The following is a 21,064-nucleotide window of genomic DNA, read 5'->3' as shown; positions in this document are numbered from 1 at the left end:
CATGTCTGAACAGAAGATATCCGCCGTCATGCCCACCCTGGCGCTGCGCGGCTTGACCATTTTCCCCAACATGCTCCTGCACTTTGATGTGGGCCGGGAGGCCTCCATCAAGGCGCTGGACGAGGCTATGACCAACAGCCAGCCTATTTTCCTGGTGGCCCAGCGGGATCTGATGGTGGAGAACCCCCGGCAGGAGGACCTGTATACCATCGGCACCGTGTCCACAGTGCGGCAGATCCTGCGGATGCCGGGGGACAATGTGCGGGTCATGGTGGAGGGCGTGGCCCGGGGCCGACTGGAGGCTCTGCTCCAGACCACGCCCTATCTCCAGGCCCAGGTGGGGGAGATCGAGGTGGGGGAGCCGGTAAAGAACTCTCCCAGGACCGAGGCCCTTATCCGCCAGACCTACGACCTGTTTGAGTCCTACACCGAACTGGCCCCCAGAATGACCCCGGATGTGCTGCTGAGCGTGATGGCCAGCGACGACCCCGGCTATATTGCCGACTACATCGCCCAGAATATTGTCATGCGGGCGGAGGACAAGCAGGTCATTCTGGAAGAGCTCCGCCCTGTCCGCCGGCTGGAGAAGCTCCAGCAGATGCTCCGCCGGGAGGTGGAGATCCTGGAGCTGGAGCAGTCCATGCAGAACAAGGTGCGGGAGGGGCTGAGCCGGAGCCAGCGGGACTATGTGCTGCGGGAGCAGCTGAAGGTCATCCGCCAGGAGCTGGGCGAGGATGTTGACGGCGACAGTGAGATCGAAGAGTACCGGCAGAAGATCGCCCACGCCAAGCTGCCCGCCGAGGTGGAGGAGAAGCTGACCAAGGAGCTGGGGCGGCTGGAGAAGCAGCCTTTCGGCTCCGCCGAGGCCACAGTGCTACGCAACTATCTGGACGTGTGCCTGGAGCTGCCCTGGAATAAAAAGACAAAGGAACGGGTGGACGTGGCCGCGGCCCGGAAGGCGCTGGACGGGGACCACTTCGGCCTGGAGAAGGTGAAGGAGCGGATCCTGGAGTTCCTGGCCGTCAAGCAGCTTGCCCCCGAGCTGAAGGGACAGGTGCTCTGCCTAGTGGGCCCGCCCGGTGTGGGCAAGACCTCCATCGCCATGTCTGTGGCCCGAGCCACAAACCGAAAGCTGGCCCGCATCTCTCTGGGCGGCGTCCACGACGAGGCGGAGATCCGCGGCCACCGCAAGACCTATGTGGGCGCCATGCCCGGACGCATCATCACCGCCATCAAACAGGCGGGAAGTAATAATCCTTTACTGCTGTTGGACGAGATAGACAAGCTGGCTTCCGACATCCACGGGGACCCCTCTTCGGCGCTGCTGGAGGTGCTGGATGGGGAGCAGAACAGCACCTTCCGGGACAACTTTCTGGAGCTGCCCTTTGACCTGTCCGACGTGCTCTTCATCACAACCGCCAACACCATGGACACCATTCCCCGGCCTCTGCTGGACCGGATGGAGGTCATTGAGCTGACCAGCTATACCGACGAGGAGAAGCTGCAGATTGCCAAGCAGCACCTGCTGCCCAAGGAGCTCAAGCGCCACGGGCTCAAGCGCAGCCAGCTGCGCATGACGGACGACGCTATCCGGGAGCTCATCTCCGGGTATACCCGGGAGTCCGGCGTCCGCGTGCTGGAGCGGCAGCTGGCCGCCGTGTGCCGCAAGGCGGCAATGCGCGTTGTGACAGATGGTGTAAAGTCTGTAAGCGTTACAGGAGATAACCTGGAGAGCATGCTGGGTGTGCGCCGCTATCAGCCGGAGAAGCGGCCCACGCAGGCCCTGGTGGGCGTGGTCAACGGCCTGGCCTGGACTCAGGTGGGCGGCGAACTGCTGGAGGTGGAGGCCAATGTGGTGCCCGGCAGCGGCAAGATTGAGCTGACCGGCAACCTGGGCGACGTGATGAAGGAGTCGGCCCACGCGGCTCTCACCTACATCCGCAGCCGGGCAGCCCGGCTGGGCATTGAGGCCGATTTCTATAAGACAAAGGACATCCACGTCCATTTCCCCGAGGGCGCGGTGCCCAAGGACGGACCCTCTGCCGGTATTGCCATCACTGTGGCCATGGTCTCCGCTCTGACCGGTACGCCGGTGCGGCAGGATGTAGCGATGACAGGCGAGATTACTTTACGGGGCAGAGCCCTGGCCATCGGCGGCCTGAAGGAGAAGACCATGGCCGCCCTGCGCAACGGTATCCGCACGGTACTGATCCCTGCAGACAATGTGAAGGACCTGGAGGAGATCGACCAGACGGTCCGCGGGGCGCTGCACTTTGTGTCCATTGAAGAGGCGGATCAGGCTCTGGCCGAGGCGCTGTGCCAGGACTGCGCAGGTGGGGAAGTGGCCCCGGCGGCCCCACTGGCGGAGTCCCATCGGGCGGACGGCGACGTCCGCATCAAGCAGTAAGGGAGGCACGGAACCATGGCTTTGAATTTGCAGCGGGCGGAATTTGTTCGCTCCGCCGCCAAAGCGGCAGATTTTCCCCGGGACGGCCTGCCTCAGGTGGTCTTTGCCGGCCGGTCCAACGTGGGCAAGTCCTCGGTGATCAACAAGATTTTGCTGCGGAAGAACCTGGCCCGGGTGGGCGCGGCTCCCGGAAAGACCACCCACATCAACTATTTCCTCATTGACGAGAAGCTCTATCTGGTGGACCTGCCGGGCTACGGCTACGCCAAGGTGTCCCAGGCGGAGCGGGACCGCTGGGGCCGGCTGATCGAGAGCTGGTTCGCAGACAACGCCTTGATGACCCTGGGTATCATGGTGGTGGACGCCCGCCACAAGCCCACGGCGGACGACTGCACCATGGGCAAGTGGTTCAAGCAGAGCGGAAAGCCCTTCCTAGTGGTGGCCAACAAGCTGGACAAGCTCCGCAAGAGCGAGATCGAGCCCAACCTGACCCGCATCCGGGAAACCCTTGGTTTGCCGGATAATGTAAAGGTAATTGCCTTCTCAGCGGAGAAGGGGGACGGGCGGCAGGAGCTGCTGAGTGAAATTCTGAAGAGTATGGGGGAATCGGAATGAAGCTGGTGCGGATTGACCGGGAAGGAAAGGTTGTCTGGGGCGCTCTGGAAGGGGACGAGGTCCTGACGCTGGATAAAGCGCCCTACGAGGAGCTGTCTTTTGACGGCGGGCGGCTGCCGCTGGCGGAGTGCCGGCTGCTGGCGCCCTGCGAGCCCACCAAGATTATCTGCGTGGGCAAGAACTACTACGACCACGCCATGGAGATGGGGGAGGGCGTGCCCGACCGGCCCATTCTCTTCATCAAGGCGCCCAACACGGTCAACCGCCCTGAGGGCGAGGTGTCCGCGCCCGCTTTTGTGGAGCGGCTGGACTACGAGGGCGAGCTGGCCTTTGTGGTGAAGAAGCGGGCCAAGAACGTGAAGGCCGCCCAGTATGCCGACTATATCCTGGGCTATACCTGCCTCAACGACGTGACCGCCCGGGACGTACAGAAGTCGGACGGCCAGTGGAGCCGGGGAAAGAGCATGGACGGCTTTGCCCCTATCGGCCCTCTGGTGACCGACGAGGTGGATGGCTCCGACCTGAAGATCGAGACCCGGCTCAACGGCGGGACCGTGCAGAGCTCCCGGACCTCGCTGTTTATGACCAAGCTCCCGGCGCTGATGGAGTTCATCACCGCCTCCATGACCCTGGAGCCCGGCGACGTGGTGACCACCGGTACCCCTGCGGGCATCGGGGCCATGAAGCCCGGCGACGTGGTGGAGGTAGAGATCGAGGGCATCGGCATTCTGCGCACCTACATCCGGTAAAGAGCGGCCGGTCCGGGGATAGATATCTGTCTCCGGACCGGCTCTTTTGTCCCCGGGGCAGCCGGTAAAAACTTGAAAAAAGCTGATGAAGGGGGCTTTTTCTTGTATTTTCCGTTTACCTTTGGTATAATATTTTCTCTACGATGAATTCTGCGCTCCGGTTGGGAGCGGTTCCTGGGGGAAAGCCCGTGCTGTGGGGCGGCCGGCCCCCGCGAAAGGGGATTTTTTTGTGCATAGAGTAATGGACTATATGGCAAATATGAACTGGATGGGGCTGCTCTCCCTGCTGGTGAGCGCGGCGGCGGCCCTGGTGTGCATTACCTTCCACGAGCTGTCCCACGGATATGTGGCCTACCGCCTGGGGGACCCCACCGCCAAGCGGATGGGCCGGCTCACCCTCAACCCAATCAAGCATCTGGATGTCATCGGCTTCCTGATGATGATCTTTGTGGGGGTAGGTTGGGCCAAGCCGGTGCCGGTGGATATGCGCTACTTCAAAAACCCCAAGCGGGGCATGGCCATCACCGCCCTGGCGGGGCCGATCTCCAACTTCCTGATGGCCATCGTGACCATGCTGATCTGCTCCCTGGTGTACCATCTGCTGCTGCCCACGGACAGCATGGTGCTGCTGGTGGCGTTTTATTTCCTGTGCAATGTGGCGATTCTGAGCGTGGGCCTGGGGCTGTTCAACCTGATCCCCATCTCGCCCCTGGACGGCTCCAAGGTGCTCTTTTCCTTCCTGCCCGACCGGGCGTACTACACCATCCTGCGCTATGAGCGGTATATCATGATCGCGGTCATTGCGCTGGTGTTCTTCAATGTGCTGGACGGACCGCTGTCTTTCTGCATCAACGGCGTGCTGCAATTCCTGTGCCGCGTCACCGGTCTGCCCTGGGAGGCCCTGGTGGTGGGCTCACAGATTCTGGATTTTCTGGGGTGAGTGACATAGAGACGCCGATTTTTCATCTGGAAAAGGTGGTCAAGGCCAAGGCAGAGGACATGGAGGACTTTACCGGCCCTCTGGACCTGATCCTCAGCCTGCTGGCCAAGAACAAGATGGAGATCAAGGACATCCAGATCGCGGTGATCCTGGACCAGTACATGGACTGGATGAACAAGCGCAAGGAGCTGGATCTGGAGGTGGCCAGCGAATTTGTGGCCATGGCGGCCCAGCTGGTGTTCATCAAGACCAGAATGCTCCTCTCTATCCACGATGAGGAGGCCCTGTCCGAGATGGAACAGCTCATCGCCTCCCTGGAGGAGCACCAGCGCCATGAGAGCTTCAACCGTATCAAGGCGGTGATTCCCACGCTGGTCGACCGCAACGAGGTGGGCCGGGACTACATCACCAAGACGCCGGAAGCCCTTCCGGCCAATAGAGTATACCGCTATGTCCACAAGGGGGAGGATCTGCGCCGGGCCATGCTGGCGGTGCTGGAGCGGTCGTACAACCGGCTGCCGCCCCCCATGGCCGCCTTTGAGGGCATTGTGGGCCGGGAGCCCTACCCGGTGGCCGAGAAGGCGGGGGAGATCCTCCGGCAGCTCATCCGGTTCGGCGTGACCCGGTTCCGGGCTCTGTTCAAGGGCAACCGCAGCCGCAGCGAGATTGTGGCCACCTTTATCGCCGTGCTGGAGCTGTGCCGGGCCCGGCGGGTGCGCCTGGCGGGCACGGAGACCGACTGCACGGTGACCTGCACCGACGAGGCGGCGGAGGACTTTGAGTTTACCACGGACGTGAACTGACGACACACGGAGGGCTGCGCATGGAAGTGAAGGAGATAGAGTCGGCCATCGAGGGGATTCTCTTTGCCGCCGGGGACCCGGTGGGGGTGGAGCGGCTGTGCATGGCGCTGGACCTGGACCGGGCCACTGTGGACACTGTCTGCCAGCGCCTGGCAGACTACTACAGCTATGAGCGGCGCGGCGTGCGTCTGCTGCGGCTGGAGAACAGCTATCAGCTCTGCTCCGCGCCGGAGTATGCCGACTGCATCCGCCGGGCATTTGAGAGCCGGCGGCCTGCCCGGCTGTCCCAGCCCGCCCTGGAGGTGCTGGCCATCATCGCCTACTACCAGCCCACCACCCGGGCCTATGTGGACCAGATCCGCGGCGTGGACAGCGCCTATACCGTGGGACTGCTGCTGGAGCGGGATCTGATCGAGGAGTGCGGGCGTCTGGCGGTGCCTGGCAGGCCCATCCTCTACCGCACCACCCAGACCTTTCTGCGGTCCTTCGGCCTGAGCAGCCTGGAGGACCTGCCCGAGCTCCCCAGCGCCAGCCCGGAGGACGGACAGATCACCATGGAGATGCAGGCCAACCTGGAGCGGCTGAAGGCGGAGCAGGAGGCCGCGAAGACAGAGGAAGAAGCCTGGGACAGCGGAGAGACGGAGGCGTGAGTGCATGACGGTATGGATTGTCCTGGGGGCAATCGCCGCGGCGCTGGTGCTGCTCTCCCTGGTCCGGATAGGCGGCACGGTGGAGTACAGCCGTTCCGGCACACTGGTGCATCTGCGGTTTGGCCCGCTGCGCATCAGAGTGTATCCGCCCAAGCCCAAGAAAAAAAGCGGAGAGAAGAGGCCCAAGGCGGAAAAGCGGCGAAAGAAGGGCCGGAAGCCAGAGAAAGAGCAGCCGGAGCCCAAGCCGGGCGGAAAGCTCTCTGCGCTGAAGGCGGTGCTCCCGCTGGTGGCGGACGCGGCGGGACAGCTGCGGCGCAAGGTGCGGGTGGACAGGCTGCTGCTGGACGTGACGGCGGCGGCCCCTGATCCGGCGGCGGCAGCCCTGGCCTTTGGTGGCGTAAACGCGGCAATCGGTATGATCTGGCCCCTGCTGGAGAATAATTTCAATATTGGCGACCGGCGCGTCAGAACCAGAGTGGATTTCAATCTGACCGAGCCGGAGGCCTATCTCTACGGGTCCTTCTCCCTGCGCCTGGGGCAGGCGGTATCGCTGGCCTTGAGGCTGGGGATCAAATTTCTGAAGCTGTGGTCCGGACGGAACCAAGAGCAAACAAAGAAAGAGGCGGTCTGACTATGGAAAACAAGCAGCATCCCATCGGCGACCTGATGAGCACCACCATGCAGAAGATCCGCGAGATGGTGGACGTCAACACCATTGTGGGCAAGCCCATTGAAGCTGGGGACGTGACCATTATTCCCGTGTCCAAGGTGAGCTTCGGCTTTGCCTCCGGCGGTAGCGACTTCACCACCAAGAACCAGAAGCCCGACACGGACAACGCCTTTGGCGGCGGCAGCGGCGCCGGCGTGAACATTATGCCCATCGCCTTCCTGATCGTCAAGGGGGACACGGTGCGCATGCTGCCCGTGGCGCCTCCGCCGGGAACCGCGGTGGACCGGGTGGTGGAGATGGTGCCCGAGGTCATCGACAAGGTGACCGGCTTTATCGAGAAGCAGCAGGAGAAAAAGGCGGAGACCGATTCCTTCTGATCCCAGGTATGTTCCGGCCCCATTCGGCCCATACTAGCATCAACTTGCGCCTGCACTGTACAGTTGGCGGGCGCTCTGAGGTGATGCTGTATGAAGCGTGTTTTCACGGCCGCAGTGGCCGCAGTGCTGTGCCTGACCTGTCTGCCCCTGACCGCCCGTGGCGCCGGGGAACCGGAGCTCTCGGCCTCCTGCGCCATCCTGGTGGACGCGGAGAGCGGCAGGGTGCTGATGGAGAAGAACGCGGACGAGGAGCGGGCCATTGCCAGCATCACCAAGCTGATGACCGCCCTGGTGGCGGCGGAGTCCACCTCCGACTTGGACAGGACTGTGACCATTCAGAAGGAGTGGACCCTGGCGGAGGGCTCCTCCATGTACCTGCGGGAAGGGGAGGAGCTGACCCTGCGGGAGCTGCTCTACGGCCTGCTGCTGGTGTCGGGCAATGACGCGGCCCTGGCCATTGCCGGCTTCTGCGCCGGGGATGTGGATACCTTTGTGGAGTGGATGAACCTGCGGGCCCAGGAGCTTGGCATGGAGCACACCCACTTCGTCAACCCCAACGGCCTGCCGGCGGAGGGGCACTACTCCACCGCGGCGGACATGGCCAAGCTGGCCATCGTGGTCATGGAGCAGCCTGACCTGGCTGAGATTGTGGGTACCAAGTCCATCACTCTGGCGGGGCGGACCATGACCAACCACAACAAGCTGCTCTGGCGGTATGAGGGCTGCGTGGGCATGAAGACCGGCTATACCGACGCGGCCGGCAGGACCCTGGTCTCCTGCGCGGAGCGGGACGGCCAGCGGCTCATCGCGGTCACCCTCAACGCGCCCAACGACTGGGCGGACCACGCGGCCATGTTCGATTACGGTTTCTCCCAGTGGCCGTCCATTCTGCTGGCGTCTGCCGGGCGGGACTTCCGGTCCCTGCCTGTCACCGGGAGCCTGGTCCGGTTTGTGCCGGTCCAGATTGAGCGGAATGTCCGCTACCCCCTGGCGGAGCATGAGCGGGTGACGGCCAAAATCGACCTGCCGGATGTGGTGGAGGCCCCTGTGGAAGAGGGCGATATCGCCGGAAGCCTGACCTACTGTGTGGACGGCAAAGAGGTGGGCAGCACCTATCTGGTGTACTCCCACAGCGTGGAGAGCAACGTGGCCCGGTCCCAGAGCATTTTGGACCGCATCCTGTCCCTGTTCCGCAGAGACGGAGAGGGCGTGAAGGCGGCGTTCTATCCGCAAATATTAGATTCCTACTGTGAGCGACAGTGGAGCTGACAAAACCGGGAGGCAGCATGGAAGAGAGAATCCAGAAAATTTTGTCCGCGGCCGGTCTGACCTCCCGCCGGCGGGCGGAGGAATATCTTTCGGCGGGCAGGGTGACGGTCAACGGCCGTACCGCCGCACTGGGCGAAAAGGCGGACCCCCAGCGGGACGACATCCGGCTGGACGGGAAGCCCGTTCGCCCGGCGGGCGCCCATACATACCTGATGCTGTACAAGCCCAGGGGCTACGTGACCACCCTCTCCGACGAGCGGGGGCGCAGGACCGTGGCCCAGCTGGTGTCTGGTTGCGGCGCCCGGGTCTGGCCGGTGGGACGGCTGGACCTGGACTCCGAGGGCCTGCTGCTGATGACCGACGACGGGGACTTTACCCAGCGGCTGATCCATCCCAGCCACCAGGTGGAGAAGGAGTATCTGGTGACGGTGGAGGGAGATGTGGACCGGGCCATCCCCGTGCTGTCCGGCCCCATGGAGCTGGACGGCGTGCCGCTCTCACCCGCCCGGATTGGGGTGCTCAGCAGGGAAGGGGCCGGCCGGGCCCGGCTGTCTGTTGTCATCCACGAGGGACGCAACCGGCAGGTGCGCAGGATGTGCGCCCTGGCGGGACTGGAGGTAAAGCGTCTCAAGCGGGTGCGGGAGGGCGGCTTGACCTTGGGCAGGCTCCATCCGGGGGAGTGGCGGCGTCTGACGCCTCAGGAGCTCCGCCTGGCGCTGGGCCAGAGCGGAGATGGGGAGTGACCCGGCGGGAAAAGACAGTTGATTTTCTCCGGGATAACCGCTATCATTAAATCAGCCGCTTTTTCACAGCGGCTGTCTCCGCGCGGCGTAAACGCCGCGCTGTTTTTCCGAACGACCGCAGCAGGCGGACAGTGCCTGCCGCTTGTGAGCCGCGCTGCGGCTTGCCCGCGCATCAGCCCCGGCGCACGGCTGATGCGCGGTTCTTTGCCGCATGCCCTGCGCGCAGACGGACCTACCGGCCTGCGCCGGGGGATGTTCCGGCTGTTTTCCGTAAAATTCAGAAGCCGGATGCGGGCGGCTTCATTGCGCAAACGCAGGAGGTCGCATTCATGCCGAGAGATGTTTTATCATCCATTCAGTCCAATATGAGCACCTTTTCCAAAGGACAGAAGCTCATTGCCAATTTTATTCTGGAGTCCTACGACAAGGCCGCCTTTATGACGGCCAGCAAGCTGGGCAAGACGGTGAACGTCAGCGAGTCCACAGTGGTCCGCTTTGCCGCGGAGCTGGGGTACGACGGATATCCGGCCATGCAGAAGGCCCTTCAGGAGATAATCCGCAACAAGCTGACCAGCATCCAGCGGATCGAGGTGTCCAACGATCGGATCGGCGACCACGACATCCTCTCCATGGTGATGCAGGCGGATATGGAGAAGATCCGTCTGACCATGGAGGAGACCAGCCGTGAGGCCTTTACCGCCTCGGTGGACGCCATTGTGTCGGCCAGGCGGATCTATATCATGGGCATCCGCTCCGCGTCGGCCATCAGCAGCTTTCTGGGGTTCTATTTCAACCTGATCTTCGACAACGTGGTGGTGGTGCACACCTCTGCCGCCAGCGAGCTCTTTGAACAGCTGCTGCGGGTTGGGGAGGGGGATGTGATCATCGGCGTCAGTTTTCCCCGTTACTCCCGGCGGACCGTGCGGGCCATGGAGTTTGCCCGGAAGCAGGGGGCCACGGTGCTGGCCATTACCGACAGCGAGGCCTCACCCCTGGCCGCCATTGCCGACCATGCCCTACTGGCCAAGAGTGATATGGCCTCCTTTGTGGACTCCCTGGTGGCGCCTCTCTCCCTGGTCAACGCCCTGATCGTGGCAGTGGGCAGGAAGAAGAATGACGACCTCTCCGAGACCTTCGGAAAACTGGAGAAGATCTGGGACGAGTACGAGGTCTATGAAAAAATTGAAGATGGGACAGATAGGAGCGCGGGAACTTGACCATAGATACAGAGATCATTGTCATCGGCGGCGGCGCGGCAGGCTGTATGGCCGCCCTGACTGCGGCCCGGAAGGGGGCGTCCGTCATCCTCCTGGAGCGCAACCAGAAGCTGGGCCGCAAGCTGTACATCACCGGAAAGGGCCGCTGCAACGTGACCAACGACTGCGCCCCTGACGAGGTATTGAAAAACATCCCCCACAACAGCCGGTTTCTCACCAGCTCGGTGACCCGCTTTCCGCCTGCGTCGGTGAAGAAACTGTTTACCTCCCTGGGCGTGAAACTCAAGACCGAGCGGGGCAACCGGGTCTTTCCCCAGTCAGACAAGGCGGCGGATATCATTGACGCCCTGCTGATGGGCCTGCGCCGGGCGGGGGTGGAGATTCGGGAGGAGCGGGCCGCGGACATTCGCTCCGCCGGAGAGGGCCTGCGGGTGCGCACCGAGCGGGGGGAGTACCGCTGTAAGACGGTTATCCTTGCCACCGGCGGTGTGTCATACCCTCTGACAGGCTCCACCGGCGACGGATACCAGATGGCGGCGGCACTGGGCCATACCATCATTCCGCCCAAGGCCTCCCTGGTGCCCCTGGTGGCGGAGGGAGACCTATGCCGCAGAATGCAGGGGCTGTCCCTGCGAAATGTGGCGATCAAGGTGAAGAACAGCAAGAAAAAGGTGATCTTCCACGAGCAGGGGGAGATGCTGTTCACCCACTTTGGCCTCTCCGGCCCGCTGATTCTCAGCGCCAGCGCCCATATGCGGGACTTTGACAAGGAGCACTACACGGTCTGGATCGACATGAAGCCGGCCCTGGACGAGAAGACCCTGGACGCCCGTCTTTTGCGGGATCTGGGCGAAAACCCCAACCGGGCGTTCCACAATGTGCTGGATGGGCTGGTGCCCCGGCTGATGGTGCCGGTGCTAGCGGAACTGACCGGTATTCCGGAGGGGACAAAGGCCAACTCCGTGACCCGGGAGGGCCGCCGCCGGCTGCTGGAGCTGCTGAAAGGTTTACCGGTGGAGATCGCCGGTCCCCGGCCGGTGGAGGAGGCCATTGTGACCTCCGGCGGCATCAAGGTTACCGAGGTGGACCCCAAGACAATGCAGTCAAAACTTGTAAAGGGAGTTTACTTTGCAGGTGAGGTGCTGGATGTGGACGCCTATACCGGCGGCTTCAATCTTCAGATTGCGTGGTCTACCGGCCATGCGGCGGGGGAGTCCGCCGCGGAGGCCGTATTACAGGCGGGAGGAGATTTGTGTTGAAGTACAGAAGCATTGCGGTGGACGGACCGTCCGGCGCGGGAAAGAGCACGCTGGCCAGAATGCTGGCCAAATCCCTTGGATACCTCTATGTAGACACAGGCGCCATTTACCGCACGGTGGGGCTGGCCGCTTACCGCAACGGCATTTCGCCGGAGGACAGCGCCGCCGTCATCGGTATGCTGCCCGGGCTGTCCATTGATCTGCGCCACGGCACGGATGGCCTCCAGCATATGTACCTGGACAATGAGGACGTGAGCCAGGAGATCCGTCTGCCTGAGATCTCCCGGTATGCCTCCATGGTGTCTGCCATTCCCGAGGTGCGGGCCTTTCTGATGGACATGCAGCAGGAGCTGGCCCGGCGGCAGAACGTGATTATGGACGGCCGGGATATCGGCACCGTGGTGCTGCCTGAGGCAGACGTGAAGATCTTCCTCACCGCCACCTCTGAGGACCGGGCCCGCCGCCGGTACGCCGAGCTGAAGGAGCGGGGTGTGGACAGCGATTACGACACTGTGCTCTCTGAGATCGTGGCCCGGGACGAAAAGGATACCCGCCGGGCCGCAGCGCCCCTGCGCAAGGCGGAGGATGCCATCCCTGTGGACACCACCGGCAACTCCCTGGAGGAGAGCTTCGAGGTGCTGCTGAAAACCATTAAGGAGCGTCTGGACTCATGAAAAGCATTCATACCGTGTATTCCATCCTGTGGAGCATCATCTGGCCCTTCTTCAGCCTTTGCCACCCCTGCCGGGCCATCGGGAAAGAGAATCTGCCCCAGAGCGGGGCCCTGTTCTGTGCCAACCACTCCTGCCTGAACGACCCGGTCTGCCTGGTCATGGCGTTGGGGCGGAAGTACCAGCTGCGGCCCATGGCCAAGTCGGAGTTCATGAACATCCCGGTGCTGGGCTGGCTGCTGAAAAAGGCGGGTGTATTTGCCGTTGACCGGGGCAAGTCGGACGTGGGCGCCATCAAGACCGCCATCAAGTACCTCAAGAGCGGCGAGAAGGTGCTGCTGTTCCCCGAAGGCACCCGGGTAAAGGACGGGGTGGACAAGTACGGCCACGAGAGCGAGGCCAAGAGCGGCGCGGCCATGCTGGCCGTCCGTACCGGCGTGCCCATTGTGCCGGTCTACATCCCCGAGAAGAAGAACTGGTTCCGCTTCACCACCATCGTCATTGGCGAACCCTACTACCCCCAGGTGGAGAGCAAGAAGGGCACCGCCGAGGAGTATAAGGTAATCGCCGAGGAGCTGATGGAGCGCATCCACGCCCTGGGGGCCAAGGCCGCATGAGCAGGGTGACAATGGCGGAGCACGCCGGCTTCTGCTACGGCGTCAAGCGGGCGGTGGAGATGGCAGAGCAGGCGGCGGCGTCCGGGAAGCGGTGCGTGATGCTGGGCAGCCTGATCCACAATGACAGCGTGGTGCGCCGTTTGGAGTCCATGGGACTCACCAGCGTGGCGCGGCCCGAGGAGGTCCCGGAGGGGGCCACGGTGATCATCCGCTCCCACGGCGAGCCCAAAGCGGTCTATGAGGCGCTCAGCGCCCGGGGAGAGATTTTGGACGCCACCTGTCCCAACGTCTCCCGTATCCACAAGATCGTGGCGGAGGCGGAACAGGCGGGGCGGCAGCCGGTGATTATCGGTACGCCCAACCATCCGGAGGTCACAGCGATCGCCGGGTGGTGCGCCCATCCCGTGGTCCTGGCGGACGCGGAGGCGCTGGAAAAATGGCTGGATGAAGATTCCGAAAACCGGAAAAAGCCCCTTACTTTGGTGTCTCAAACCACCGCTACCAGAAAAAGTTGGGATTTGTGCGTAGAAAAAGCAAAAAAAGAGTGTACAAATTTAAAAGTTTTTGATACAATATGTAGTGCTACGTGCAAGCGCCAGGAAGCGGCCCAGGCTCTGGCCGCCCAAAGCGACGCCATGATTGTGATCGGAGATCGCAAGAGCTCCAACACAAGACGGCTCGCGGAGTTGTGCGCAGCGCTCTGTCCTCAGGTCCTCTGGATCGAAGGGGCGGAGGATCTGGAACCTTCCAACCTGTACGGGAAGGCTTCTATTGGAATCACCGCGGGTGCGTCCACGCCCGGGTGGATTATAAAGGAGGTCTATGACAAAATGAGCGACGAAACCATGGAGATCGAGGAATCCTTCGCTGAAATGCTGGAGAAATCGATCAAAACTTTAAATACAGGGGAGAAGGTTACAGGCGTTGTCACTGGCATTACGCCCACTGAGATCTATGTTGATCTCGGCACCAAGCACGCCGGTTACATACCGGTGTCTGAGCTGACCGACGATCCCACTGTAAAGGTCGAAGATCTGGTCCACGTGGGCGACGAGATCGAGACCTATGTCATGCGCGTCAACGATCAGGAGGGTGTTGTCACCCTGTCCAAGAAGCGTCTCGACACCGTCAAGAGCTGGGACGACATTGAGCAGGCCCGTGAGGATCACACCACTGTCGAGGGCGTTGTCACCGAGGAGAACAAGGGCGGCGTCGTGGTCAGCATCAAGGGCGTCCGGGTGTTTGTGCCCGCCTCCCAGACCGGCCTGCCCCGTGAGACTCCCATGAGCGAGCTGCTGAAGAAGCACGTCCGTCTCCGCATCACCGAGGTCAACCGTGCCCGCCGCCGCGTGGTGGGCTCCATCCGCGCTGTCACCGCCGAGGAGCGCGCCGCCAAGGCCGCCGAGGTGTGGGAGAACATCGAGGAGGGCAAGAAGTACACCGGTACCGTGAAGTCCCTGACTTCCTACGGCGCCTTCGTGGACATCGGCGGCGTGGACGGCATGGTCCACATCTCCGAGCTCTCCTGGAGCCGCATCAAGCACCCCTCTGAGGTGGTGAAGGTGGGCGACACCGTGGAGGTGTACGTCATCTCCTTCGACAAGGAGAAGAAGAAGATCTCCCTGGGCATGAAGGACCGGAGCCAGGATCCCTGGACTGTGTTCACCAGCAAGTACAGCGTGGGCGACACCGCCAACGTCAAGGTGGTCAAGCTGATGACCTTCGGCGCCTTTGCCGAGATCGTCCCCGGCGTGGACGGCCTGATTCACATCTCCCAGATTGCCGATCACCGCATCGACAAGCCCGGCGATGTGCTCAGCGAGGGCCAGATGGTGGACGTGAAGATCACCGACATCGACATGGACCGCAAGAAGGTCTCCCTGTCCATCCGCGCTCTGCTGGAGGATGCCCAGCGCTCTTCCGCCGCTGCTGCCGACGGCGCCGACACTCTGGTTGCCACCTCCGACAGCGAGGGCACCGAGGTCTCCGGCGACTTCGCTGGTACCGACGCGGAGTAATTCCACAATAGCAAATCCGAGAGCGGCCTGTTTTCAGCTGAAAACAGGCCGCTTTTTTCACAATATTTACAGTTTGAATGTAGATTTTGCCGTTTTTCCCTTGCAAAATGAGCGAAAAATGACTATAATATAACTATATAAGGTATAGTGGAGGTATGAGCGGTAATTGGAGGTGTAACATGTTTCAGGTAGGCGACAAAATCGTCCATCCAATGCACGGTGCAGGCGTCGTGGACAGCATTGTCCGCAAGAAGGTAAACGGCGTGGTAAGAGAGTACTATATCCTCAAACTGCCTGTGGGCGGGATGCTGGTCATGGTCCCCACGGAGAACAGCGAGGAGATCGGAGTGCGCCCTGTCTGCCAGCGGGACGAAGCGGACAGAGTCCTTGCCGCCATACCGGACATTGAGGTGGACATGACCCAGAACTGGAACCGCCGCTACCGGGAAAACATGATGCGCCTGAAGAGCGGCGACCTGCTGGAGGTGGCCCGGGTGGTTAAGGGGCTGATGCGCCGCGATGTGGACCGGGGACTCTCCACCGGGGAGCGCAAGATGCTGCACTCTGCCAAGCAGATCCTGATTTCCGAAATCGTCCTCTCCCAGAATGCCAGCTATGAGGACGTGGAGGCGCGCATAAACGGCGCGATGGCCTAATAGGAATAGAAGGAGACGATCATCTGCCGTGGGAAGGGAAACCTGCGGCTTGCCGGAAGCACAACTTCCCCTCGGCTGACGCGGGGGCGTCAAGGGCCGGGAGGGAGTTGTGCTCTTTTATTGTGAGACGTGTGACGGAGAAGTAAATGGGGCAGGCTGCCCCGGAAGGGAGAAAAGACGTGGGACTGCTGAAACGGCTGCGAAAAAAGCAGGAATCCCAGGGGCCCTGGTGTGCGGCAGTGGTACCTGCGGCGGGCTCGTCCCGGCGGATGGAGGGGCAGGACAAGATCCTGCTGCCCCTGGATGACGTTCCCGTCCTGGTACATACGCTGCAGGCCCTGAGCGCCTCGGAGCGGATTCGGGAGATCGTGGTGGTCACCCGGGAAGATCTGATCGTACCGGTGGGGCAGCTCTGTCGGGACTGCGGGCTGGACAAGGTGACAAAGGTGCTGGTGGGCGGCGCCACCAGGGCGGATTCCGTACTGGCCGGCGTGGAGGAGGTGAGCGCCCGTGCGGAGCTCATCGCAGTGCACGACGGCGCCCGTCCCCTGGTGACGGTAGAGGTCATCGATGAGGCCATCCGGAAGGCCGCGGAGTGCGGCGCCGCCGCGCCGGCGGTTCCGGTGAAGGACACCATCAAGCGGGCTGTGGACGGCGTGGTGGTGGAGACCCCGGACCGGGCCCAGCTCTTTGCCATCCAGACGCCCCAGGTGTTTGACAGCGATCTGCTGCTGGGGGCGCTGCACAAGGCCGTGGAAGACGGCGCGGCCATTACCGACGACTGCGGCGCGGTGGAGCGGATCGGCATGAAGGTCTGCCTGACGGCCGGCTCTTATGAGAACATCAAGATCACAACGCCCGCGGATATGCTGGTGGCAGAGGCCATCCTGCACAGCCGGGATACATAAGAATATCACTGCTGCCCGGACAGGCAGGAGGAAAAGGAGCGAGTGGGATTGCGGATCGGACATGGATATGACGTGCACCGGTTGGTGCCGGAGCGGAAGCTGATTTTAGGCGGGGTGGAGATCCCCTGGGAGAAGGGGCTGCTGGGTCACTCGGATGCCGACGTGCTGACCCATGCGCTGATGGACGCTCTGCTGGGCGCTGCGGCGCTGGGGGATATCGGAAAGCTGTTCCCCGACAACGATCCGGCTTTTGCGGGAATCTCCAGCCTGGTGCTGCTGGACCGGGTGATGGACCGGGTGCATGCCGGCGGCTTCCGGCTGGGGAATGCGGATATGACCATCCTGGCCCAGCGGCCCAAGCTGGCGGGCCACATCCCCGCCATGCGGGCTGTGCTGGCGCAGCATATGGGCGTTCCCGAAAGCCGGGTGAATGTGAAGGCCACCACAGAGGAGGGCTTGGGCTTCACCGGCAGCGGGGAGGGAATCGCCGCCCACGCGGTGGTTTTGCTGGAAGAGGTATGATGAGAGGCGCTGCCGGACGGCGGCGCCTCTTCTCATATCCGGTGACCGGGCTCCGGCGGACGGCATATACTGGGGCGAGAGGAGCGTTTTATCCCGCCGCGCCCGGCAGGGGCAGCGCAGAACCCATGCAATGGTGACATTCCTCTCAGAAGGCTTCGGCCATTGAGAAACACCCAGGAAAGGAATGGTCATGCTTGATGGTATATTACCTGATCATCTGCCGCTCCCTGACCTATGCCCAGCGGACCGCTCAGGCGTTGGAGCGGGCCGGTATCACTGCCCACATTCTGCGCTCCCCCAGAAGCGTCTCCGGCGAGGGATGCAGCCACGCGGTGAAGGTGTCGGAGCGCAATCTGGCGGACGCCCTGGCGATTCTGGGGCGGGTGGGCCTGGCTCCTAAACGGGTCCTGCTCCAGGCCGCCGATGGGAGCTACAAAGAGGTGCGGCTGCTATGATCTATCTGGACAGCGCCGCCACCACCATGCAGAAGCCGCCGTCCGTGGCCCGGGCGGCGGCCTATGCTATGGGCCATATGGCCAGCCCGGGCCGGGGGAGCCACCAGCCGGCGGCACTGGCGGCGGACACGGCTTTTGCATGCCGCCAGGCGGCCGCCGGGCTCTTCGGGGTGGAGAACCCGGAGCAGGTGGTGTTTACCATGAACGCCACCCATGGGCTCAATCTGGCGATCAAGTCCCTGGTCCATCCGGGGGACACGGTGCTCATCTCCGGCTATGAGCACAACGCGGTGACCCGTCCGCTCCATTGTATGGAGGACGTACAGATCCGGGTGGCCTCCGGGCCGCTGTTCTGCCCGGACCAGATGTACCGGACATTTGAGGAGCAGCTGACCGGTGAGGTGCGGGCGGTGATCTGCACCCACGTGTCCAATGTGTTCGGCTATATTCTCCCTGTGGACCGGATCGCCGCGCTGTGCAGGGAGCGGGGCGTTCCGTTTATCCTGGACGCCTCCCAGTCCGCCGGCTGCCTGCGGGTACGCATGGATGAGCTGGGTGCGGCGTTTATCGCCATGCCGGGACACAAGGGGCTGTACGGCCCCCAGGGGACCGGGCTGCTGCTGTGCGGCGCGGAGACTCAGCCACTGCTGGAGGGGGGCACCGGAAGCCTGTCGGCTTTACAGGAGATGCCGGACTTTCTGCCCGACCGTCTGGAGGCGGGTACCCATAACATCGCGGGGATCGCCGGACTGCTGGAGGGCATCCGGTATGTCTCCGCCATGGGGCCAGACAAGATATTCGCCCATGAAGAGCGGCTCACCCGGCGTACAGCCCGGGCGTTGGCCGGGATTCCCGGTGTGACCGTATACGCGGCGGGGAAGGGCACGAGGCAGGCGGGGGTGCTGTCTTTCCGGATCCGCGGGATGGACTGCGAGGAGGCGGGCGCCGCGCTGGGAGAGATGGGGATCGCGGTCCGGGCGGGACTGCACTGCGCTCCTCTGGCCCACCAGTCCGCAGGCACGCTGGAGACCGGCACAATTCGCGCCAGCTTTTCCGTCTTCAATACCCTTTGTGAAACCGAACGCTTTGTCCGTGCCGTGGGCTGCATCGCCGCCCGCGCAGGGACCTGCGGCCGGAGGTGAAAAACCCGCTATGCTTTGCAGTCCAAGGCATAGCGGGTTTTATACGTAAAAATGCGGGAGATGCTGCCTCCTGCGGGGGAGTCGGGGGAATTTATAGAAAATTCATGACTGCCGTATTGCCATTTCCCCAGCGATAAAGTATAATCTTTAAAATAGGCAGAGTATGAGAACAGGGCCCCGATCTGCCCGTAAATCGACGCCCGGACAGCTAAAGTGCAGGTGAAGGGAAGAATGGAACAGATCATACAACGGATTCAGGAGACCTTTATGGGCTTCCCTCCCATTGGTATAGCGGACATCCTGGATATCCTTATCATGGCGTTTATTTTCTATAAGCTGCTGATGATCGTCCGCCGAACCAGCTCAGGTCAGGTCATGAAGGGCGTGCTCCTTGTGATTGTGGCCTTTGTGGTGGTCAGTGCATTCCAGCTTCGGATGCTCAGTTATTTGATGGGCAAGGTGCTGGAGTACGGCGTTCTGGCGCTGGTCATCCTGTTCCAGCCTGAGATACGGCGCTTTCTGGAGCAGATGGGCCGCAGCCGCATCGGCAGCGTATTCGTCCGGGAGGAGACCCCCGGCGAGCTGGAAAACGCCATCACCCAGACCGTCCTGGCCTACACGGACCTCTCCAGGACCAAGACCGGCGCGCTGATGGTCTTTGAGCGGAAAAACCAGCTGGACGACTCCATTAAGACCGGTACCGCGCTGGACTGTGTGGTCAACGCCGAGCTGTTGAAGAACATCTTCTGGAACAAGGCGCCCCTCCACGACGGCGCGGTGATCGTACGGGGCGGCCGGATCGTGGGCGCGGGCTGCATGCTCCCGCTGTCCGGAAACGTCAATCTCTCCCGGGAACTGGGCATGCGCCACCGGGCCGGTATCGGCGCCAGCGAGCATTCGGACGCGGTGGTGGCCATTGTCTCGGAGGAGACGGGCTCCATCTCCGTGGCGGTGGGCGGCATGCTGAAGCGCCATCTGGCGCCTGAGACACTGGACCGTCTGCTGCGCAACGAGCTTCTGCCCCAGAATGACGAGAGTGATAAGACCAAATTCAACTTCCTCAATATCATCTTGAAGTCAAAGAAAGGGGAGAAGGCAGATGTGGAAGAAGATAAAAGACAGTAAGTGGCTCTACGTCGTCCTCTCTCTCCTGATGGCCTCTGTCTTGTGGATCTATGTGGTGAAGGAGGCAAATCCCGCGATTGAGCGCTCCATTTCCAACATCCCCATCACCTTTACCGGAACGGAGATCCTGGCGGCCCGCAATCTGATCATCTCCGAGGGCGCCGACCAGACCATGACGCTGGACCTGGAGGCGAAGTCGGACGTGTTCTCCAAGCTGAGCCGGGAGAATATTACCCTGAGCGTGGATGTGTCTCAGATCTCGGAGGCGGGCACCTACCGCCTGCTGGTGAAGCCCAGCTATCCCATCAACGTCAACCAGCTGGACGTGACGGTGAACAACGATGTCTCCGACCTCTATGTGGAGTTCACCGTCTCCGAGCTGGAGAGCAAGGAGATCCCTGTCCGGCTGGAGTTCAAGGGCAGCTACGCCGAGGACTATATGGCCGGCAAGCCCACCATCACGCCGGGCACCATCAACATTAGCGGCCAGCAGGAGCTGGTGAACCAGGTGGCCTACGCCAAGGTGCTGCTCACCATCGAGGATATGAGCGAGAGCTATGAGGGCGATCTGCCCTTTGTGTACGTGAGCGCCGACGGGACGGAGCTGACGGATCTGGTGGTGACCGCCAATGTGGACACCGTCCACGTGGAATACCCCATTGTCAAGACCAAGCAGGTCCCGGTGACCGTTGATATCATCCCCGGCGGCGGCGCCACGGAGGACGATGTGAACGTCACCTACGGCGTCAACCATGAGACGGTCATGTACCTCACCATCTCCGGCCCGGAGGACGAGCTGGAGGCCTACGACAAGATCGTCCTGGGCGAGATCGACCTCTCCCAGGTGTACACCCAGGAGACCTTCAACTTCCCGGTCACCCTCAATGAGGACTTCACCAATGAGAGCGGCATCAGCTCGGTGGATGTGACGGTCACCATTGACGACACCAAGCTGACCACCCGGGAGTTTACTGTAGACAACATCCAGATGATCAATAAGCCGGACGGGTATAACGCCGAGCTGGTGACCGAGTCCCGGCTGGTGACCGTCCGCGGCCCGGAGGAGGCGGTGGACGCCCTGTTCCAGTCCCAGCTGCGGATCGTGGTGGACCTGTCCCAGGCCCAGCTGGCCACAGGACGGCAGACCGTCCAGGCCCAGGTCATCATAGACGGCAGCAGCGATGTTGGCGTGCTGGGCGGCGAGTACGACGTCCTGGTCAACTTCACTCTGGCAGAATAACGGCAGGAGGC

The 21,064-nt window shown here is 62.4% G+C and carries 22 protein-coding genes; all 22 read left to right on the top strand.

Translation table 11 applies throughout. The features are described 5' to 3' along the window. The first annotated feature begins 1 nt into the window (after nt 1). The 22 genes from lon to WMO64_RS01395 all read left to right on the top strand — a co-directional run bounded on the left by lon (nt 2) and on the right by WMO64_RS01395 (nt 21,053). Complete coding sequence (lon, locus tag WMO64_RS01500) at nt 2-2,407, top strand: endopeptidase La (RefSeq protein ID WP_349230771.1); 2,406 nt, start codon at nt 2-4, stop codon at nt 2,405-2,407. A 15-nt stretch (nt 2,408-2,422) separates the two neighbouring features. Further along, nucleotides 2,423-3,022 carry a ribosome biogenesis GTP-binding protein YihA/YsxC gene (yihA, locus tag WMO64_RS01495; RefSeq protein ID WP_349230770.1) on the top strand — a complete coding sequence of 200 codons (600 nt, stop codon included), beginning with the start codon at nt 2,423-2,425 and terminating at the stop codon, nt 3,020-3,022. Then, nucleotides 3,019-3,771 carry a fumarylacetoacetate hydrolase family protein gene (locus WMO64_RS01490; RefSeq protein WP_349230769.1) on the top strand — a complete coding sequence of 251 codons (753 nt, stop codon included), beginning with the start codon at nt 3,019-3,021 and terminating at the stop codon, nt 3,769-3,771. The genes yihA and WMO64_RS01490 overlap by 4 nt, the downstream gene beginning before the upstream one ends. A gap of 250 nt (nt 3,772-4,021) precedes the next feature. Then, the gene (locus WMO64_RS01485; RefSeq protein WP_349230768.1) at nt 4,022-4,711 is read left to right on the top strand and encodes a site-2 protease family protein; all 690 of its coding nucleotides are present in this window, start codon (nt 4,022-4,024) and stop codon (nt 4,709-4,711) included. After that, on the top strand, nt 4,708-5,514 hold the full coding sequence (locus WMO64_RS01480; RefSeq protein ID WP_349230767.1) for a segregation and condensation protein A: 807 nt from the start codon (nt 4,708-4,710) through the stop codon (nt 5,512-5,514). Before WMO64_RS01485 ends, WMO64_RS01480 begins: the two co-directional genes overlap by 4 nt. A gap of 20 nt (nt 5,515-5,534) precedes the next feature. Then, on the top strand, nt 5,535-6,164 hold the full coding sequence (gene scpB, locus WMO64_RS01475; protein ID WP_294519191.1) for an SMC-Scp complex subunit ScpB: 630 nt from the start codon (nt 5,535-5,537) through the stop codon (nt 6,162-6,164). Nucleotides 6,165-6,168: 4 nt separating this feature from the next. Then, on the top strand, nt 6,169-6,795 hold the full coding sequence (locus WMO64_RS01470) for a DUF2953 domain-containing protein (RefSeq protein WP_294519194.1): 627 nt from the start codon (nt 6,169-6,171) through the stop codon (nt 6,793-6,795). A gap of 2 nt (nt 6,796-6,797) precedes the next feature. Continuing rightward, nucleotides 6,798-7,211, top strand: coding sequence for a GerW family sporulation protein (gene ytfJ / locus WMO64_RS01465; RefSeq protein WP_294519198.1), 414 nt, complete (start codon nt 6,798-6,800; stop codon nt 7,209-7,211). A 90-nt stretch (nt 7,212-7,301) separates the two neighbouring features. Further along, nucleotides 7,302-8,480 carry a D-alanyl-D-alanine carboxypeptidase family protein gene (locus WMO64_RS01460; protein WP_349230766.1) on the top strand — a complete coding sequence of 393 codons (1,179 nt, stop codon included), beginning with the start codon at nt 7,302-7,304 and terminating at the stop codon, nt 8,478-8,480. A gap of 17 nt (nt 8,481-8,497) precedes the next feature. Further along, entirely contained in the window at nt 8,498-9,223 is a 726-nt protein-coding gene (locus WMO64_RS01455) for a pseudouridine synthase (RefSeq protein ID WP_294519205.1), read from the top strand. A 329-nt stretch (nt 9,224-9,552) separates the two neighbouring features. Beyond that, complete coding sequence (locus WMO64_RS01450; RefSeq protein ID WP_294519209.1) at nt 9,553-10,440, top strand: MurR/RpiR family transcriptional regulator; 888 nt, start codon at nt 9,553-9,555, stop codon at nt 10,438-10,440. Next, nucleotides 10,437-11,699 (top strand): BaiN/RdsA family NAD(P)/FAD-dependent oxidoreductase, encoded by a 1,263-nt coding sequence (locus WMO64_RS01445; RefSeq protein WP_349230765.1) that lies wholly within the window; start codon nt 10,437-10,439, stop codon nt 11,697-11,699. Before WMO64_RS01450 ends, WMO64_RS01445 begins: the two co-directional genes overlap by 4 nt. Next, a complete protein-coding gene (cmk, locus tag WMO64_RS01440; protein WP_349230764.1) occupies nt 11,693-12,373 on the top strand; it encodes a (d)CMP kinase in 681 nt (226 codons plus the stop codon). Before WMO64_RS01445 ends, cmk begins: the two co-directional genes overlap by 7 nt. Further along, nucleotides 12,370-12,987: a lysophospholipid acyltransferase family protein gene (locus WMO64_RS01435; protein ID WP_294519219.1), complete on the top strand. Its 618-nt coding sequence runs from the start codon at nt 12,370-12,372 to the stop codon at nt 12,985-12,987. The genes cmk and WMO64_RS01435 overlap by 4 nt, the downstream gene beginning before the upstream one ends. Next, entirely contained in the window at nt 12,984-15,005 is a 2,022-nt protein-coding gene (locus tag WMO64_RS01430) for a bifunctional 4-hydroxy-3-methylbut-2-enyl diphosphate reductase/30S ribosomal protein S1 (protein WP_294519222.1), read from the top strand. The genes WMO64_RS01435 and WMO64_RS01430 overlap by 4 nt, the downstream gene beginning before the upstream one ends. 179 nt (nt 15,006-15,184) lie before the next feature. Then, nucleotides 15,185-15,661: a CarD family transcriptional regulator gene (locus WMO64_RS01425; protein WP_294519225.1), complete on the top strand. Its 477-nt coding sequence runs from the start codon at nt 15,185-15,187 to the stop codon at nt 15,659-15,661. Nucleotides 15,662-15,840: 179 nt separating this feature from the next. Further along, nucleotides 15,841-16,569 carry a 2-C-methyl-D-erythritol 4-phosphate cytidylyltransferase gene (ispD, locus tag WMO64_RS01420; RefSeq protein WP_294519228.1) on the top strand — a complete coding sequence of 243 codons (729 nt, stop codon included), beginning with the start codon at nt 15,841-15,843 and terminating at the stop codon, nt 16,567-16,569. A gap of 42 nt (nt 16,570-16,611) precedes the next feature. After that, entirely contained in the window at nt 16,612-17,091 is a 480-nt protein-coding gene (gene ispF / locus WMO64_RS01415; protein ID WP_294519231.1) for a 2-C-methyl-D-erythritol 2,4-cyclodiphosphate synthase, read from the top strand. A gap of 197 nt (nt 17,092-17,288) precedes the next feature. Beyond that, entirely contained in the window at nt 17,289-17,546 is a 258-nt protein-coding gene (locus WMO64_RS01410; RefSeq protein WP_294519282.1) for a putative Se/S carrier protein, read from the top strand. Beyond that, complete coding sequence (locus WMO64_RS01405) at nt 17,543-18,688, top strand: aminotransferase class V-fold PLP-dependent enzyme (protein ID WP_349230763.1); 1,146 nt, start codon at nt 17,543-17,545, stop codon at nt 18,686-18,688. The genes WMO64_RS01410 and WMO64_RS01405 overlap by 4 nt, the downstream gene beginning before the upstream one ends. A 231-nt stretch (nt 18,689-18,919) precedes the next feature. Further along, complete coding sequence (cdaA, locus tag WMO64_RS01400; protein ID WP_349230762.1) at nt 18,920-19,813, top strand: diadenylate cyclase CdaA; 894 nt, start codon at nt 18,920-18,922, stop codon at nt 19,811-19,813. Beyond that, on the top strand, nt 19,788-21,053 hold the full coding sequence (locus WMO64_RS01395) for a CdaR family protein (protein WP_349230761.1): 1,266 nt from the start codon (nt 19,788-19,790) through the stop codon (nt 21,051-21,053). Before cdaA ends, WMO64_RS01395 begins: the two co-directional genes overlap by 26 nt. Nucleotides 21,054-21,064: the final 11 nt, after the last annotated feature.

It is taken from the genome of Pseudoflavonifractor intestinihominis, from assembly GCF_040096055.1.
GTDB classification, from domain to species: Bacteria; Bacillota; Clostridia; order Oscillospirales; family Oscillospiraceae; genus Pseudoflavonifractor; species Pseudoflavonifractor intestinihominis.
Note: the sequence above shows the minus strand (reverse complement) of the source record. Positions and strands in the feature narration are given on the sequence as shown.